This window comes from Actinosynnema sp. NPDC050801 (assembly GCF_040673975.1).
Taxonomy (GTDB): domain Bacteria; phylum Actinomycetota; class Actinomycetes; order Mycobacteriales; family Pseudonocardiaceae; genus Actinosynnema.
In genome coordinates, this window is sequence record NZ_JBFAQZ010000020.1 from 22,107 (window position 1) to 38,806 (window position 16,700).

General features: G+C 72.5%; 16 protein-coding genes. 7 read left to right on the forward strand and 9 right to left on the reverse strand.

Annotated elements, in window-relative coordinates:
* Positions 1 to 40 precede the first annotated feature (40 nt).
* The 3 genes from AB0K14_RS32300 to AB0K14_RS32310 are packed head-to-tail and all read left to right on the forward strand — an operon-like array spanning position 41 to position 2,536.
* On the forward strand, positions 41 to 979 hold the full coding sequence (locus AB0K14_RS32300; protein ID WP_360452382.1) for an ABC transporter ATP-binding protein: 939 nt from the start codon (positions 41 to 43) through the stop codon (positions 977 to 979).
* Complete coding sequence (locus AB0K14_RS32305; protein WP_364339664.1) at positions 976 to 1,749, forward strand: ABC transporter permease; 774 nt, start codon at positions 976 to 978, stop codon at positions 1,747 to 1,749. The genes AB0K14_RS32300 and AB0K14_RS32305 overlap by 4 nt, the downstream gene beginning before the upstream one ends.
* Complete coding sequence (locus AB0K14_RS32310) at positions 1,742 to 2,536, forward strand: ABC transporter permease (RefSeq protein WP_360452378.1); 795 nt, start codon at positions 1,742 to 1,744, stop codon at positions 2,534 to 2,536. Before AB0K14_RS32305 ends, AB0K14_RS32310 begins: the two co-directional genes overlap by 8 nt.
* 48 nt (positions 2,537 to 2,584) lie before the next feature.
* Here AB0K14_RS32310 and AB0K14_RS32315 read toward each other — a convergent pair whose 3' ends face one another.
* Together AB0K14_RS32315 and AB0K14_RS32320 are read right to left on the reverse strand one after the other, a co-directional pair.
* Positions 2,585 to 3,610, reverse strand: a complete 1,026-nt coding sequence (locus AB0K14_RS32315; RefSeq protein ID WP_360452376.1) for a hypothetical protein — start codon at positions 3,608 to 3,610, stop codon at positions 2,585 to 2,587.
* Entirely contained in the window at positions 3,607 to 4,086 is a 480-nt protein-coding gene (locus tag AB0K14_RS32320; protein ID WP_360452374.1) for a SigE family RNA polymerase sigma factor, read from the reverse strand. Before AB0K14_RS32320 ends, AB0K14_RS32315 begins: the two co-directional genes overlap by 4 nt.
* A gap of 45 nt (positions 4,087 to 4,131) precedes the next feature.
* Here AB0K14_RS32320 and AB0K14_RS32325 point away from each other — a divergent pair, with 45 nt between their 5' ends.
* Together AB0K14_RS32325 and AB0K14_RS32330 are read left to right on the forward strand one after the other, a co-directional pair.
* The gene (locus tag AB0K14_RS32325) at positions 4,132 to 4,902 is read left to right on the forward strand and encodes an IclR family transcriptional regulator (RefSeq protein ID WP_360452372.1); all 771 of its coding nucleotides are present in this window, start codon (positions 4,132 to 4,134) and stop codon (positions 4,900 to 4,902) included.
* 285 nt (positions 4,903 to 5,187) lie between these two features.
* Positions 5,188 to 6,264 carry a SagB/ThcOx family dehydrogenase gene (locus AB0K14_RS32330; RefSeq protein WP_360452370.1) on the forward strand — a complete coding sequence of 359 codons (1,077 nt, stop codon included), beginning with the start codon at positions 5,188 to 5,190 and terminating at the stop codon, positions 6,262 to 6,264.
* 131 nt (positions 6,265 to 6,395) lie between these two features.
* On the opposite strand, the gene AB0K14_RS32335 is transcribed toward AB0K14_RS32330, so the two are convergent.
* Genes AB0K14_RS32335 through AB0K14_RS32350 form a run of 4 tightly spaced genes read right to left on the reverse strand, consistent with a single transcriptional unit; the run spans position 6,396 to position 9,742 of the window.
* Positions 6,396 to 7,280: an ABC transporter substrate-binding protein gene (locus AB0K14_RS32335; protein WP_360452368.1), complete on the reverse strand. Its 885-nt coding sequence runs from the start codon at positions 7,278 to 7,280 to the stop codon at positions 6,396 to 6,398.
* Complete coding sequence (locus AB0K14_RS32340; RefSeq protein WP_360452366.1) at positions 7,277 to 8,041, reverse strand: ABC transporter permease; 765 nt, start codon at positions 8,039 to 8,041, stop codon at positions 7,277 to 7,279. The genes AB0K14_RS32335 and AB0K14_RS32340 overlap by 4 nt, the downstream gene beginning before the upstream one ends.
* Positions 8,038 to 8,700: an ABC transporter permease gene (locus AB0K14_RS32345; RefSeq protein ID WP_360452364.1), complete on the reverse strand. Its 663-nt coding sequence runs from the start codon at positions 8,698 to 8,700 to the stop codon at positions 8,038 to 8,040. Before AB0K14_RS32345 ends, AB0K14_RS32340 begins: the two co-directional genes overlap by 4 nt.
* Positions 8,693 to 9,742, reverse strand: a complete 1,050-nt coding sequence (locus AB0K14_RS32350) for an ATP-binding cassette domain-containing protein (RefSeq protein ID WP_360452362.1) — start codon at positions 9,740 to 9,742, stop codon at positions 8,693 to 8,695. Before AB0K14_RS32350 ends, AB0K14_RS32345 begins: the two co-directional genes overlap by 8 nt.
* Before the next feature lie 103 nt (positions 9,743 to 9,845).
* Between AB0K14_RS32350 and AB0K14_RS32355 the strand changes: the two genes are divergently transcribed.
* Both AB0K14_RS32355 and AB0K14_RS32360 read left to right on the forward strand, forming a co-directional pair.
* The gene (locus AB0K14_RS32355) at positions 9,846 to 11,402 is read left to right on the forward strand and encodes a bis-aminopropyl spermidine synthase family protein (RefSeq protein ID WP_360452360.1); all 1,557 of its coding nucleotides are present in this window, start codon (positions 9,846 to 9,848) and stop codon (positions 11,400 to 11,402) included.
* Between the two features lie 84 nt (positions 11,403 to 11,486).
* The gene (locus AB0K14_RS32360; RefSeq protein ID WP_360452358.1) at positions 11,487 to 12,341 is read left to right on the forward strand and encodes a hypothetical protein; all 855 of its coding nucleotides are present in this window, start codon (positions 11,487 to 11,489) and stop codon (positions 12,339 to 12,341) included.
* Between the two features lie 9 nt (positions 12,342 to 12,350).
* Here the strand turns inward: AB0K14_RS32360 and AB0K14_RS32365 are convergent, their stop codons facing one another.
* From AB0K14_RS32365 to AB0K14_RS32375, 3 genes are read right to left on the reverse strand one after another with little or no spacing between them, the layout of a single operon-like run.
* Entirely contained in the window at positions 12,351 to 12,974 is a 624-nt protein-coding gene (locus AB0K14_RS32365) for a hypothetical protein (protein ID WP_360452356.1), read from the reverse strand.
* Positions 12,971 to 13,384, reverse strand: coding sequence for a YbaB/EbfC family nucleoid-associated protein (locus tag AB0K14_RS32370; protein WP_360452354.1), 414 nt, complete (start codon positions 13,382 to 13,384; stop codon positions 12,971 to 12,973). Before AB0K14_RS32370 ends, AB0K14_RS32365 begins: the two co-directional genes overlap by 4 nt.
* A 49-nt stretch (positions 13,385 to 13,433) precedes the next feature.
* Positions 13,434 to 16,601: an EAL domain-containing protein gene (locus AB0K14_RS32375; protein WP_360452352.1), complete on the reverse strand. Its 3,168-nt coding sequence runs from the start codon at positions 16,599 to 16,601 to the stop codon at positions 13,434 to 13,436.
* Between the last annotated feature and the right edge of the window lie 99 nt (positions 16,602 to 16,700).

The window sequence follows — 16,700 nt, forward strand, 5'->3', positions numbered from 1 at the left end:
GCCACCGGTAGCGTCACGAAAACCACCATGGGGGGTGACCATGAGTGTCCGCGTGCAGAACCTGACCAGGACATTCCGCAAGGGCAAGGGCTGGCGGCCCAAGGGCGACGAGGTGACCGCGCTCGACGGGCTCACGCTGGACGTGCCGGACAACGAGGTGCACGGGCTGCTCGGCCCGAACGGCGCGGGCAAGACCACGCTGTGCAAGATCCTGTCCACGATCCTGCTGCCCACCTCGGGCACCGCCGAGGTGCTCGGCCACGACGTGGTGACCGGCGCGGCCGAGATCAGGTCCCGGATCGGCATCGTGTTCGGCGGCGAACGCGGCCTGTACGGCAAGCTCACGGCGCGGCAGACGCTGCGCTACTGGGCCGCGCTGTACAAGATCTCGGACGCGCCGGCCAAGGCCCGCACCGGCGAACTGCTGTCCCGCCTCGGCCTCACCGACAAGGCCGATGACCTGGTGGAGACGTTCTCGCGGGGCATGAAGCAGCGCGTGCACCTGGCCCGCGGCCTGATCGGCGACCCGCGGCTGATCCTGTTCGACGAACCGACCACCGGCATGGACCCGGTGGCCGCGCGCGACTTCCGCAAGCTCATCGGCGAGCTGCGCGACGAAGGCCGCACGATCCTCATCACGACCCACGACATGGACGAGGCCGAGGAGGTCTGCGACCGCGTCACGCTGATCGACAGGGGCCGCGTGCTCGCCACCGAGTCGCCGCGCGGCCTGGCCGAGGTGTCCGGCCTGCACCGCTGGGTCGAGGCCGAGACGTCGCTGGACGTCACCGGCATCCCCGGTGTCGTGGACACCGAGACCCGCAACGGCCTGCTCCGGGTCAAGACCACCGACGACCGGGCGGCGCGCGCCGTGCTGGCCTTCCTGCTGGACAACGGCGTGCGCTCGGTCCACGCCGTCCCGCCCCGGCTGGAGGACGTCTACCTCGACCTCATCGGCCGTCGCGGCATGGAGGTGTGAGCGTGCGCCTGTTCCTGTCCGGGGTCCGCACGCAGTTCTGGCTGATCCGCAGGCAGCCCGACGAGCTGCTGACGCTGTGCACGATCCCGTTCACCGTGGTGATGATGCTGTCGATCGTGATGCACGCGGCCCGGCCCGACCTGGTCGCCAACGCGTTCCTCGCGCCCACCCTGATCGGGTTGTGGGGCTTCGCCACCGGACTGGCCACGACCGTGCTGGTCGGCGAGCGCTGGACCTCGACGCTGGAGCTGGGCATGGCCGCGCCCGGAGCCGTGCACTCCGTCTACCTGGGTCGGATCTCGGCGGTGATGGTGCTGGGCGTCGTCCCGCTCGGCGAGACGTGGCTGCTGGGCCGGCTCCTGTTCGGCGTGACGCCGGCGGTGCACCACCCCTGGGTGTTCTGGGCGGCCATGGCGGCGTCGGTGTTCGCGATGATCGGCACCAGCCTGCTGCTGGCGGCGTCCATGCTGCTGTCCAGGAACAGCAACAACTACCTGAACTTCCTCAGCTTCCCGATCTACCTGCTGTCCGGCGTGATGGTGCCGGTGCAGTACCTGCCGGAGTTCCTGCAACCGCTGTCCCACGTGATCTTCCTGTCGTGGTCGGCGGAGCTGATGCGCGACGCCATGGCCGTCGGGCCCGTCGCGGGTACCGGCTGGCGGCTGCTGGCGATCACCGGGCTCGGCGTCGCCGCGCTGGTCGGCGGGCGGGTGCTGCTGGCGGCGACCCTGCGCCGGGCGCGCGAGCTGGGGGTGGTGACGTATGCGTGACCAGCTGCGGGTGCTCAAGCACGGCCTGATCGCCTCGTGGACCATGTACTCGGCGTTCCAGACGTGGAAGACGTGGACGTTCACCTGGCTGTCCCGGCTGCTGATCCAGGCGTGCTTCTACGCCCTGATCGGCCGGATGCTCGGGTCGCAGCAGCAGGTCGACTACCTGCTCGTCGGCAACGTCGTCGCGGTCATGGCCATCGACGCGACCGTGGTCATCCTGCTGACCGTCGGCGAGCGGCAGTCCGGCACGCTGGCGCTGATGGTCGCCGCGCCGGCCAGCCACCTCACCACGTACCTGGGGCGGGGGCTGGTGAACCTCGGGTCGGGGGTGGCGGCGTCGACCACGGCGTTCCTGGTGCTGCCGCCGCTGTTCGGGGTGCGGCTGCCGTGGCCCTGGGCCGCCGCGGTGCCGTTGATGATCTTCGTGGTCGGGTTGTCGTGCTACTGCTACGGGACGTGCGTGGCGTCGTTCGTGCTCGGGTTCCCGTCGGCGCGGTGGCTGGCGCTCAACCTCAGCTACCTGGTGCTGATGACGTTCTGCGGGGTGAACGTGCCGACGTCGTTCTGGCCGGACTGGCTGCGCGCCGTCACGTCCGTGCTGCCGATGACGCACGGGCTGGCCGCGATCCGGGTGTTCATCGCGGAGGGACCGACTTCCACCGTGCTCGTGCGGCTCGGGCTGGAGGTGTGCGTGGGGGCGGCGTGGTTCGCGGTGGCGGCGGTGAGCTTCAACCGCATGGTCCGGCGCGGGCGCCGTGACGGCACGATCGAGTTCGGCGGCTGACACGCGGGGTGGGCGCACCTCCCTCGGCGCGCCCACCCCGCGTCAGCCCTACAGCGTGCCGATCCAGGCCACGTCCGGGTTGGCGTCGACGGACAGCGCCGCCGCCACCCGGGTCAGCACCTCGACCGGGGCGTGCTCGGTCTCCAGGTCGGGCGGCACGGGCTGGTCCTTGACGGTCTTGAACTCGTTCGGCTTCACGCGCACCTGGAGGTTCGGCGCGAGCTGGACGGCGAGCAGGCCGAACCCGTCGGCGGTGTAGTGCGCGGGCTTGCCGTCCACGGTGGTGGGGGTGGAGTTGGCCGGGGCCTCGGCGATCCGCAGCAGTTCCACGTCGTACCGGACGTCGTCGACATCGCTCGTGCCGGCGATTGTCCAGTCGGCGGCGCCCGAACCCCTCACCTCGACGTACGGGTACTCGTTGAGCGAGAACGGGATGCGCATCGACGTGGTGTCCGCCGCGACGGAGTCGGCGATCCGCCGCGTCTGCGCCCGGACGTCCACGCCGGTCACGTGCTCCAGGCTGACGCTGAGCACGCGGCCGGGGGCGACGTTCCAGTACAGGTTGTCGCCGAACCAGGCCGCCGTCGCGCCGCCGACCGTCGTGCGGTCGCCGACCGACGCGTTCTCGACCTTGGGTGCCATGTCGCCCGCGATGGTGGTGAAGACGGCGAAGCGGACCACCGGCGAGCCGGAATCCGTGGCACCGGGCGCGTAGATGCGGGACGTGCCCCACGGACCGATGGTGCGCTCACGCTCGGTGTAGCCGTCGAGCATCACCCCGGGCCGGTATTCGAGGGCACGGGTCGGCACGTCGGCGACCGGGACGGGTGCGGGCGCGGACGTGGTGCCGAGCTGCTGGGCGGGCGGGGCCTGGCCGGCGGTCGGCCCGTTCACGGTGGTCACCACCAGCGCGGCCGCGGCGGCCGTCGTGCCGGCGGCGGCGAGCACCAGGAGCAGGGGCTTGCGCGCCCGGCGCGGCCGGTGCAGGGCGGCGAGCACCGCTCCCGGCGGTGGCGTGCGCTCGGCCCGTTGGCGCAGGGCGTCGGTGATCAGGGTTTCGGTGGTGTCGTTCACAGCGACTGCCTCACGCGTTCGTCGGCGCGCAGCACTGCCAGCGCGCGGGAGATGTGACTGCGGACCGTGACCTGGGCACAGCCCAGGACGGTGGCGATCTCGGCGTCGTCGCAGCCCTCGTAGTAGCGGAGGACGACGGCGGCCTTCTGCTTGCGCGGGAGTCGGTCGATGCGCTGGAGCATCGCCTCCCGCTCGTCGTAGTGGTCGGTGTGGTCGGGTTGGGGCGGGTCGACGCCCGTGAGGGGGAGGTGCGCCTTCAGGCGGCGGCGCCAACCGAGGTACTCGTTGGTCACCATCCGCTTGAGGTACGCCGCCGGTGCGTCGACCGAGCCGATGCGCGCCCACTTCTGCTGTGCCCGGATCAGGACCTCCTGGACCACGTCCTGGGCCAGGTGCGGATCCCCGGTCAGCACGGTGGCGTAGCGCAGCAGCGGGGTCACCTGTGCGGCGGCGAACTCCTCGAAGCCGGTGCTCATACCCCTCCAATGCGCCCGCTCGCGGTTTTGTTGAGAATGGGTCGCGTGGGAGGCAGCAGCGACGTGCCGGCGTTGCGCCGGGGGCTCGCGGTGCTGCGCCTGCTGGCGAGCAGGCCGGGTCCGCTGTCGGCCGCGGCGGTGGCGCGTGAGCTGTCCCTGCCCAGGTCCACGACCTACCACCTGCTGGCGGAGCTGGCCGCCGCCGGGTTCGCGACCCACTTCCCCGAGGAGCGACGCTACGGGCTGGGCGTGGCCGCGTTCGAGCTCGGGTCCGCCTACCTGCGGCACGACCCGCTGGAGCGGCTGGCGCGGCCGGTGCTGCGGCGGTTGGTGGACTCGGTCGAGCGGACCGCGCACCTGGGCGTGCTGCACGGCGCGGAGGCGCTCTACCTGGTGCGGGAGCAGCCCCGGCACCCGACCACGATCGTGTCGGACGTGGGCGTGCGGCTGCCGGCGCACCTGACCGCGTCGGGCCGGGCGGTGCTGGGACGACTGCCCGCGGCCCAGGTCAGGGCCCTGTTCCCGGGCCCGTTCGTGGACCGGACCGGGCGGGGACCGCGCGACCTGCCCGCGTTGCGGCGCCTGCTGGCCGTCGAACGGCGGCGTGGGTGGGCGGTCGAGGACGGCTACGTGACGGCCGGGTTCGCGTCGGTCGCGGCACCCGTGTTCGACCACGGTGACCGCCCGATCGCCGCGATCACGGTGACGTTCCGGCACGTGTGCGAGGCCGAGTGCGGCGAGACGTGGCCGGACCTGGCGGCGGAGGCCCGCCGTGCGGCGGACGAGCTGACCAACCGCATCAGCGGCCGGAGTTGAGCGAGGCCGGTGCGCCGCCGCGGGCCTGCGCCGGGGCTGCTTCGCCCGGTCGAGCCGGGTCAGTCGACGGAACGTGCGGCTTGCCGGACCTCGTGCGCGCGCTCGTCGCGGAGGGTCACCGGTCCCGAGGTCGTCAGGCATGCCGGGTGTGTCGGCCACTGGATGGGGTGGTCCGCGGGATGTGCGGGCGAGAGCACCTGTGGCGCGGGAACCCTTGCACTGCACGTCTTCCGATGTGACATCCGCGAAGAGGGAGGATTCGTCGTGCACCCGTACCCCGGCCGCGTGCCCACCGCTTTGCACCCGGCCACGGCGGAGGTCCTGGCCGCGTTCGACGACTGGGTCGAGCCCGCCAAGGCGGCCGAGGCGCTGGACCACCTCACACCCGACACCGTCGACGAGGCGGTGCAGGTCCTGCTCGGGGCCGGGGCGCTGCTGGCCGAGGGCAGTGACGAGGCCGACCGCGACGACCGGGTGGCCACTCGATGGCGGACGTGGGCGCCGGAGGCGTCGTTCTTCCACTACGCCACTCAGGACACGCAGTACCGGGAACTCCAGGAGGGCGAAGCGGAGCTGATGAACAGGCGCGGCACCCGCGTGGACACCTCGGAGGACACCTCGGTGGCGGCCGCGGACGGCCCGACGCACACGATGTTCACCGAGTACCCGGACGCCGACCGCGTCATGCTGCCGCGGGTACCCGTCGACCTGCGCGTCCCCTACGACCGGGTGCTCTACGCGCGTCGGACCCACCGCGACTTCACCGACGACCCGGTCCCGCTGCCCACCCTGGCCACCCTGCTGTCGACCGCGTTCGGTCCGGTCGACTACATCGACTCCGGCCGGGGCGCGCTGTTCCGCCGCACCAGCCCTGCCGGCGGGGCACGCCAGGAACTCGACGCCTACCTCGGCGTCCTCAACGTCACCGGCGTCGAACCCGGGATGTACCACTACAACCTGCGTGAGCACTCACTGGAGCTGCTCTCCCCGGGCCTGGACCGCGACGAGGTGACCCACCTGTGCACGGGCCAGCAGTGGATCGGCCGCGCCGCGTTCGTCGTCGTGCTCGCCGCCGTCATCGACCGGATGAGCAGCAAGTACGAGATCCCCCGCTGCTACCGGGTCAGCCTGCTCAACGCCGGGCACCTCGGCCAGACCTTCGCCCTCACCGCCACCGCGCTGGGCCTGGGCCCGGCCCAGACCGGCGCGTTCCGCGACACACCGGTGGCCGAGCGGCTGGGCTTGGACAACATCGGCCACACCCCGCTCTACCTCCTGGCCGCCGGAGTGCCCCGACCCGACCCGAGGTGGGCTCCGCCGCAGGCGACCCTGGCCGTCTTCCGGGACACCGCCCTGCGTTGAAGCCGGGCCCGTCGGCGGCCGGGTCGGGAGAAGCTCCTCGGCCGCACGCACCGTCACGCGTGAGCACGTCGCTTGAACGCGCCGCGGCCCGGCCACCCACCGGGTGACCGGGCCGCGATTCGAACCGGGAGCTACAGCGTGACGGACTTCAGGAAGTCGGCCGCCACGTTCGCGATCGTCTCCTTGTCCACGTCCACCCGCTTGACCAGGTCCGCCAGCTTCTCCGTGGTCAGCGCCGCGGAAACCTTGTTCAACGCGTCCTTGCCCTTGGCGTCGACCGCGTCCGACCGCAGCAGCGGCACGATGTTCTGGGCCGGGTACATGGTCTTCGGGTCTTCCAGCTCCACGAAGTCGTTCGCCTTGATGTCCGCCGACGTCGTGTAGAGGTTGATCACCTGCACGGTGCCGTCCTTCAACGCGTCCACCGTGATCGGGCCGCCCGTGTCGGTGGTCTTGATCTCGGTGAACGTCACCCCGTACAGCTCCTTGACCTTCGCCTCCCAGCGCTGCGCCCACTCACCGGCCGCACCGAGCGCGTACTTGCCGGACCCGAGGTCGGCGATCGACTTCACCCCGCTGTCCGCGGTGGCCTTGGTCACCACCAGGACGTCCTTGTCCTCCGCGTCCGACTTCTCCAACACCTCCAGGCCCGCCGGCGTCTTCGACTTCAACGCCGTGTAGACCTCCTCGGCCTCGGTGGTGGTGTTGGTCTTGTCGAAGTAGTTGAGCAGGTTGCCCGTGTACTCCGGCACCACGCCGAGCGACTTGTCCTGCAACGCCTTCACCACCAGCTCACGGGCACCGATGCCGGACCGCACCGACACCTTCGCGCCGGTCGCCTTCAACGCGCCCGCGTAGACCTCGGCCAGGATCTTGTTCTCGGTGAAGTCGGCCGAACCGACCACGACCTCACCCGACGCGGCCTGCTGGCCGCTCCCGCCGAGGTCCTCCTTGGACCCGCACGCGGAGACGACCAGTGCGGCCGCCGCGATGACAACGGCCAATGTGCGCTTCATGCCGTACTTCCTCCAGATTCGGCGGGCGCCGGCTCTCCCCGGCGCCTCGGCTGTGCCCTGCTCGACCGCGCCGCACCGACCTGCGCGCTCGGAGTCACGGCGGACAGCCGCAAACCCGCGGGCACGACCAGCCTGCCGACGCCCGCGAGCACCACGTCCAGCACGACCGCGAGCAGCGCGATCAGGATCGCGCCGCCGACGAACTGCCCGTAGTCCAACACCCGCAGGCCGTCCAGCAGCGGACGTCCCAACGTCTCGATACCCACGTAGGCCGCCACCGACGCGGTCGCGACCACCTGCAAGGTCGCGTTGCGCAACCCGCCGACCAGCAGCGGCAGCGCGTTGGGCACCTCGACCTGCCAGAGCCGCTGCGCGCCGGTCATGCCCATGCCGCGCGCCGCGTCCACCACACCGCGGTCCACGTCCTGGACGCCCGCGTACGCACCGGCCAGGATCGGCGGCACGGCCAGCACGACCAGCCCGATGAGCACACCGGTCGTGCCACCGCCCGCGACCAGGTACAGGAACGTCACCAGCCCGAGCGTCGGCAGGGCGCGCAACGCGTTGCTGCCGCCGACGAGCACCACGCCGCCGCGCCCGGTGTGCCCGACGTACAGGCCGAGCGGCACCGCGATCAGGGCCGCGCCGAGCACCGCGCCCAGGCAGTACAGCAGGTGCACGCCGATCCGCACCGGGATCGACTTGCCGCCCGACCAGTTGACCGGGTCGACCAGCCAGGCGAAGGCGTCCGCGAAGATCACAGCCGCTCACCCGCCCGCGTCCAGGGCGTCAACCGGTCGCGCAGCAGCACCAGCAGCAGGTCGACCACCAGGGCCAGCACCAGCGTCAGCACGATGCCGACGATGATCGGCGCCAGGTAGCGCTGCCGGAACCCGTCGGTGAACAGCGTCCCGAGGCCACCCGTGCCGATCAGCGCGCCCACGCTGACCAGGCTGATGTTGCTGACGGACCCGACCCGCACGCCGGCCGCGAGCACCGGCACGGACAGCGGCAGCTCCACCGTCAGGAACCGGCGCAGCGGCCGGAAGCCCATCGCCGTGGCGGCGGCGGTGACGTGCGCGGGCACGGCGGCCAGCGCTTCGGCGACCGGCCGGACCAGCAGCGCGGTCGTGTAGACGGTCAGCGCGATGATCACGTTCAGCGGGTCGAGCACCTGCGTGCCGATGACCGCCGGGATGATCGCGAACAACGCCAGCGACGGAACCGTGTAGACCACGTTCGACAACCCGATCAACGTCGCGTTCACCCGGCGGAACCGGTGGCACAGCAGCCCGAGCACGATCGCCAGCACCACCGACACGGCCAGCGGGACCAGCGACAGGTAGACGTGGTCGAGCAGCATGTCCAGCAGCGCCGCCCTGGTGCCGGCGTCGCCGAGGTACTTCCCGATGTCACCCACGGCGGCTCTCGATCACGTCCAGCACCTGCCGCGCGGTGACGACGCCCGCCACCCGCCCGTCCGCGTCCACGGCCACGCCCAACCCGGACGGCGACGACAACGCGGCGTCCAGCGCGCCCCGCAGCGACGCGCCCACCTCGTACAGCGAGCCGCCCGGCACGACCGTCGAGTCCGGCGCGACCCAGCCCCTCGGCCGGTCGTCCGCGTCCACCACCAGCCGCCAGTCCGAAGAGGATCCCCGCTCGGCGCCCTCGGCGACCGTCGGCGCCCGCGCCACCTCGACCCCCGCGGAGTCCACAAAGGACAAGCTGCGGTAGCCGCGGTCCTTGCCGACGAAGCCGGCCACGAAGTCGTCCGCGGGCCGGGTCAGCAGCTCTGCGGGCGGCGCGTACTGGGCGAGGACGCCGCCGGTGCGCATCACCGCGACCTTGTCACCGATCCGGATCGCCTCGTCGATGTCGTGAGTGACGAACACGATGGTCTTGTCCAACTCGGCCTGCAACCGCAGCAGCTCGTCCTGCAAGCCCTCCCGCACCACCGGGTCGACCGCGCTGAACGGCTCGTCCATCAGCAGCACCGGCGGGTCCGCGGCCAACGCCCGCGCCACGCCGACGCGCTGCTGCTGCCCGCCCGACAGCTGCACCGGGTACCGGCGGCCGAGTTCGGCGGGCAGACCGACCAGCTCCAGCAGCTCGGCGGCGCGCTGACGCGCCTTGCGCCGGGTCCAGCCGGTGAGCAGCGGCACGGTGGCGACGTTGTCGAGCACGGTCCGGTGCGGGAACAGGCCGGCCTGCTGGATGACGTAGCCGATGCCGCGGCGCAGCGCGGGCGGGTCCACGCCCAGCACGTCCCTGCCGTCCACCAGGACGGTGCCCGACGTCGGGTCGACCATCCGGTTGACCATGCGCAGCGACGTGGTCTTGCCGCACCCGGACGGCCCGACGAAGACCGTGATCGTGCCCGCCTCGACCACCAGGTCGAGGCCGTTCACCGCGGTGGTCCCGTCGTCGAACCGCTTGGTCACGTCGCGGAACTCGATCACCCGTGGTCCTCCTGCCGATGGGCATCAAGCGTCGATCGACACTAGCCCGTCAGTCCGACCGCGGCACGGCGTTTCACCATGCGGTCAGTAGGCTGCACCGTTTGTGGCAACCGAACGAGTGCGAGCACTCCTCGCCGAACGCGGCACGCACGCCCGCAAGCTGAGGCGCGTGGTCGACCTGCTGACCGGTGACTGGCACACGTTGGCGGAGTTGGTCCGGCTGCCCGCCGTGCCGCGGCGCACCGTGCAGGAGCTGCTGACCGCGGTCGGTGACGACCTGGAGACCAGCGGCGACCGGTTCCGGTTGGCACCCGCCAAGGCCGCCGACTACGCCGGGTTCCGCGCCGGTGACGACCTGGTCGACCCGGTGGACGCACTGGTGTCGCGGCACACGTCGCAACTGCGGTCGATCCTGGCCGACATCGCCGACGTGCCGCCGCCGCTGGCCGCGCTGGACCACGTGCAGGCGACCGCGGAGACGGCGTTGAAGCGCGCGCTGTGGTTGGACACGACCTACGACCTGGCCGGGCGCACGCTGCTGTGCCTGGGCGACCACGACCTGACCTCGCTCGCGGTGTGCGCGGTGAACCCGTCCGTGGAAGTCGTGGTGGTCGACGTGGACGACCGGTTGCTGGAGCACGTCTCGCGGCGCGCCGGTGAGCGCGGGTGGTCGGTGCGGACGGTGCACGCGGACTTCCGGTTCGGCCTGCCGCCCGCCGTGCTGGAGTCGGCGGACCTGGTGTTCAGCGATCCCCCGTACACGCCGGAGGGCATGGCGTTGTTCGCCGGGCGGGCGATCGAGTGCCTGGCCGACCTGGCGCGGGGGCGGGTGCTGCTCGCCTACGGGTTCAGCGACCGGACGCCCGCGCTGGGGTTGAAGGTGCAGCAGGAGCTGCAACGGCTCGGGTTGGTGTTCGAGGCGATCCTGCCCGCGTTCCACCGGTTCGACGGCGCGCAGGCCATCGGCAGCGCGGCCGACCTGTACGTGTGCCGGCCCACGTCCCGCCGGTCGGCGTCGGCCTCGTCGGCCGCCAAGACGTCCATCTACACGCACGGCCCGCAGTCCGTGGAGGCGTCCGGGCCGGGGTCGGCGGCGTTGGCCGCCCTGGTCGACCTCGCGCCGCGGCCCGAGTCCTCGCCGCCGCCGAAGCCGCGCGCGCCGGGCTGGGCGGATCCGATCGGCAAGGGCGCGGCGTCGTTGGCCGTGGACCTGTCCGGCGACCCGGGACCGTGGCTGCTGCGCACGTTGCTGGCGTGCTCGCCCGGTCGGATGGCGGCGCTCGTGCCCAACAACCACCCGAACGTGGCGTCCGCGGCGGGCCAGCAGGAACTCAAGTCGTTGGTGGACACCAGGTTCGCGCTGCGGTTCCTGCGGTCCACTCCGGACGGCAAGCACTGCGTGGTGGTGGCCGACCAGGTGTTGGCGGGCACGCTGGACGTCGGCGGGCTGGCCGTGCGCGAGGTGCTGATGCGTGCGCACGGCAAGCTGGGCAACGTGTGGCGCGAGGCGCTGGTCACCGCGACGCACGGCGCGATGACCAAGCGGGAGGCGCGGGAGCGGATCGGCGAGCACGACGACCTGGAGCTGAGGTTGATCGACCTGCCGCGGCACCGGCTCGCCGAACTGCTGCCGCTGATCCGCGCGTCGGCGTCCCGGTAGCGGCCGGCCCCAACGGAATTGGGCGAAGCACCGCGTCCGGGACGTCCGCGGCGGTAACTTCCGTGGGAACCTGGAGGCGCGCGCATGACCCACCCCGACCCCGGTCAGCAGCCGGGTCCGCAGCAGTACCCCGGCCAACCGCAGTACCCGAGCCAGCCGCACCACCCGGGCCAGCCCCAGTACCCGAGCCAACCGCAGTACCCGGGCCCGCCCCAACCCGGCCAGTTCCAGCCCGGCCAGTTCCAGCCCGGCCAGTTCCATCCCGGCCAGTTCCATCCCGGGCAGCCGCCCTATCCGGGTCAACCGCCGTTCCCCGGCGGGCCGCCGCTCGGGGGCCAACCCCCGTACCCCGGCCCGCCCCACCCCGGCGCCCCGCAGCCGTACCCCGGTCAACCGCCCTACCCGGGCGCGCCCCACCAGGGCCCGCCCAAGCCGCCGGGCAAGGCCATGGCCGTGGTCGCCGCGCTGCTGTACCTGCCGGGCGTGCTGCTCGCCCTCGTCGGCGCGATCGGGTTCGCGAGCCGCTCCGGGTTCGCGTTCGACCTCTGGGGCGCGATCCTCGTGCCGCCGTTCCCCCGCAGCTACGGCAGCTTCGAGGCCGCGGTCGCGGTCGCTTTCGTGCTGCCGGGGCTGGCGCTCATCCTCGCCGTGCTGCTCATCTGCCGGGTGCCCGGTGTGCGCTGGGCGCTGGTCGCGATCTCGTTGCTGGCCGTCGTGCACTTCGGGCTCGTGCTCGCCGACGTCATGTCGGTGCTCCCGCTCTCCTCCGGGGTCATGCCGGTGTTCGCGCTGCTGTCGTGGCTCGTCGCGGGTCTGGTCGCCGCGCTGCCGCCGGTCGGCCGGGCGACGCGCGGCGCGAAGCCCAAGACGCCGCCGGGGCAGGTGGCCGGTGCGCCACCGGTGCCGGGCCCGCCGCCCGGACAGGGCCAGTGGGGCTGACCGGGAGGCTCACCCGCCGGCCTGCGTGATGGCCTTGAGCATGTCGCGCGCCCTGCCGAACAAGGCCTTCAGGGCACTCAGGATGCGCACCATCACGCGCACCAGGTCCGCCAACCGCCGGGTGATCCGGTCGAGCACCACCGCGCCGCGCCCGACCGCCCACGCCGCGAACTCGGCCACCGAGACGCCGGACGTGAGCTCGGACGCGGCGAGCGCGACGGTGGCGTTGCCGAGCACCTCCCGGACGAACAGCGCGATCACGTCGCGGAACACGCCGTGCGCGGCGGCGGTGATCGCACCCACCTCGGCGATGTGCGACGCCACACCGAGGCACAGCCCGTTCATGGTGGCGATCCCCGCGGTGAGCGGCCCGCCGCCCGCCCGCCGCCGGGCGATGCCGTCCAACGCGGTCGCGACCTGCCTCCAGGTGGCCACCGCGTCCTCGAACCGGTCGCCGTGGCCCGCCAGCCAGTCCAGCGGCTCCCGCAGCACGCCGACGTGCTCGCCCAGCCACCCGAGCCCGGCCGCGTCCAGCAGGCTCACCGGGTCGACGGCCGCGGTGGGCACGCCCGGACCGGTCTCCGGCGCGTACGGCGCCGACCCGGTCAACTCCAGCCGGGGAGAACCTGTCACCGAGGCGCCGACCCGGATTCGTCGTCCGGGGCGCGCAGGCTCCGGGGCAGCGGCAGGTCGTCGGACGCCGGTGGCGCCGCCGGGGGCGAGCCGGTCAGGAAGCCCATCGCCGCCGTGCCGCCGAACTGCGGCTCGACGATCGACGCCACCTCCCGCGCGGCCTGCTCGTGCGCGCGCCGGACGGTGTCCATCACGACCTCGCCCAGCCGCGCGGGCGAGAACTCCTCGGCGTCGGGCGAGAACTCGATGTGCCGCAACGACCCGTTCGGCGCGACGGTCGCCGTCACCACGCCGTCCGGCGAGCGCTGCGTGGCCTGCGCGCGCCGGATCCGGTCCCGCAGCTCGCGGGACCGCTCGGCCAGCTCACGTGCCCTGGCTTCGAGGTCGGCGATCATCCGTTCCGCGGTCACCGGTCAGCACCCAACGTCGTGACGTCCATCGGGACCGGAGTATGTCCGATCACCCGGCGCGGGGGATGTGCAACGGACCAAGTGCCAGCACCGCGCGGAACTCCTTGGGCGGCACGGGGCGCGAGAACAGCCACCCCTGGTAGGTGTCCACGCCGATGCCGCGCAGCACCTGGAACTGCGTCGCGGTCTCCACGCCCTCGGCCACGCACCTGCGGTCCATCGCGCGCGCCATGTCCACCACCGCCTTGGCGACGGCGAAGTCGGACGGGTCCTTGCCCAGGCCGGACACGAACCGGCGGTCGACCTTGATGATCTGCGCGGGCAGGTCCTTGAGCCGGGCCAGCGACGAGTAGCCGGTGCCGAAGTCGTCCACCGCGAACCGGATGCCGCGGTCGACCAGCTCGTCCATCGTCTGGCGCACCCGTGACGGCAGGTCGACCAGCGCGGTCTCCACCAGCTCCAGCACCACCCGGTCCCACGGGATGCCCGCCTCGGCGATCGCGTCGGCCACGATGTCGGCGAACTCCGGGTCGCCCGGCACCAGCCCCGCCAGGTTCACCGCGACCGACACCGGCTTGCCGCCCGGCTCCGGCCAGGTCGAAGCCTCCTTCAACGCCGTCCGCAGCACCCACCGGTCCAGCTCGCGCATCAGGTCGCCCTGCTCGGCCACCGGCAGGAAGATGCTCGGCGGCAGCAGGCCGCGATCCGGGTGCGGCCACCGCACCAGCGCCTCCGCGGTCTGCACCACGCCGTCCACGCCGACCACCGGCTGGAAGTGCAGCGCCAACCCGTCGTGCTGCAAGGCCTCCCGCAGCTGGCCCTCCAGGTGCACCTGCCGGTCGGCCGAGGCGATCAGCGCCGCGCTGGCCAGCGACACCCGGCCCGCGCCCGCCCGCTTGGCCTCGAACATCGCCGCGTCGGCGAACCGCAGCAGGTCGTTGCCCGTGGCCCGGGACCCGTTCGGCACGGCCGCGCCGATCGACGCGGACACCCGGACCAGCTGCCCGTGCACCGGCACCGCCGTGCGCAGCAACCCGGCGACCTTCATGGCCAACGCGTCCACCCCGCCGACCTGGTCCAGGTTCTCGCAGATGATCACGTACTCGTCGCCGGACAGGCGGGCCGCCGTGCAGCCATCGGGCAGGCCGCCCTCCAGCCGCCGCGCCAACGCCACCAGCAGCTCGTCACCCGCGTCGTGGCCGAGCGAGTCGTTGACCCGCTTGAAGTTGTCGATGTCGCAGAACAGCACCGCGACCTTCGACCGGTCCGGCGACTCCAGCAGCTCGCCGAGCATCTCCTTGACCAGCGCCCGGTTCGGCAGACCGGTCAGCTCGTCGTGCATGGCCTGGTGCCGCAACGCCTCGGCCGTGCGGCGGCGCTCGGTGATGTCCTGGAACACGATCAGCCAGAACCGGCGGCCGTCGTCCTGCACGGACAGCGCGACGTGCAGCTCGCAGTACACCTGCACGCCGTCGCGGCGGACCAGGATGCGCTGCGGGATCTTGTGCGTGCGCTCGGCGTTCGGCGCGGACATCTCGTCCACCGACGGCAACCGGGTGTCGCGGTCCTCCGGGTGCGTGAGCTGGGCCGCGGTCATGCCGCGCAGCTGCTCCAGGTCCATGCCGAGCAGGTCGCACAGCGCGTCGTTGGCGTCGACCAGCCGCTCGCCCTCGTCGAACAGGCCGATGCCGACCGGCGTCAGCGAGACCAGGTCCGCGAAGCGCTGGCTGGACCGTTTCATCCTCGTCTCGGCGGCGCGCTGCTCGGTGATGTCCTGCGCGGTGCCGACCGCGAGTGGCAGGCCGTCCGGTCCCTTGACCACCACGCCGTAGCAGCGGAACACGCGCTGCTTGCCGTCGCGGCGCACGATCCGGTGTTCGAGCTGGATCGGCACCTCCTCGGTGGCCAGCTGCTGCCACAGGTCGTCCACCCAGGCGCGGTCGTCGGGGTGCACCAGGTCGAGGTAGGTCTGGTAGCGGGTGTGCTCCTCGCGCGGCACGCCGAACAGCTCCGCCAGCATGTCCGACCACACCACGTCGCCGGTCTGCAGGTTCCACTCCCAGACGCCCAGCTGCGCGGCCTTCTGCGCGTCGGCGAGCCGGCGGCGGTCGTCGCGGAGCTGGCGCTCCAGCGCGCGGGCCTCGGTGACGTCCTGGACGGTGCCGTGCAGCCTGCTGACCTTGTCGCCCTCGAACTCGGCTCGCGCCCGGCACACGTAGACGCGGTCGCCGAGCTCGCTGCGCACCTCGACCTCGACCGTGCTGCCGTCCTGCGCGCGCTGCATCAGGCTCTCCAGCGCGGGCCGGTCGTCCGGGTGCACCGCCAGCAACCGGGCGTTGGGCTCGACGCCCAGCTCGGCGTACATCTCCAGCAGCACCTCGCTGCGGTGCAGGGCGCCGGACGCCACGTCGTAGCTCCAGCTGCCCATGCGGGCGATGCGCTGCGCCTCCAGCAGCCGGGCGCGCTCGGTCTCCAGCGCGCGGTCGGACAGCTGCTGCTCGGTGATGTCGCGGATGTAGCCGGTGATGAACTGGGTCCGGCCGTCCGACCTCAGCTTCGCCTCGGCCACGCCGCGGATCCAGCGCAGCTCGCCGTCGGGCAGGATGATCCGGTAGACGATGTCGATGGGGTTGCCGTCGAGCTCGCGGTTGGCCCAGTAGCTGGCGACCATCTCGTAGTCGTCGGGGTGCACGACGTCGAGCACGGCCTGCGCGCCGGGGACCACCTCGCCGGGCCGCACGCCCATCATCTCGTAGTGCGACTCGGACCAGACCGTGACGCCGGTGTCCGGGTCGTACTCCCACGAGCCGATCTGCGCGACCCGTTGCACCGTGCGCAGCCTGCGCTGCTCGTCGCGCAGGTCTTCGGCGGCCTGGGCCAGGTCGGAGACGTCGACCAGCAGCACGGCGTGCAGCGCGGTGCCGGGTACCGGGGTGCGGACCACGCGGACCGGCACCAACGCGCCGTCGGCCTGGTGCAGGCGCAGGTCGTCGGCGCCGCCCAGCAGCAGTTCGCCCAGGGACCGGCCGATGAGGTCGTCGGCGGAGCGCGCCTTGGTCAGCGCCACCGCGGCGGGGCTGACCCGCATGACGACGCCCTTCGGATCGCACAGCAGCGAGGGCGCCTCGGGCAGCGCGATGCCGTCCAGGGCCACGTCGCCGTTCTGCGGACGCGCTGGGTCGAGCACCACCGGAGCGCGTCCAACCCGCTTGGGCACGGTCCCACCTTCCCGTGTCTACGGCAGGGATGACCGGCCCGACCGCACCCAAAGACGGCGTCCCTCTCCACGGGCAATATTCACCCGAGGAGAGGGACG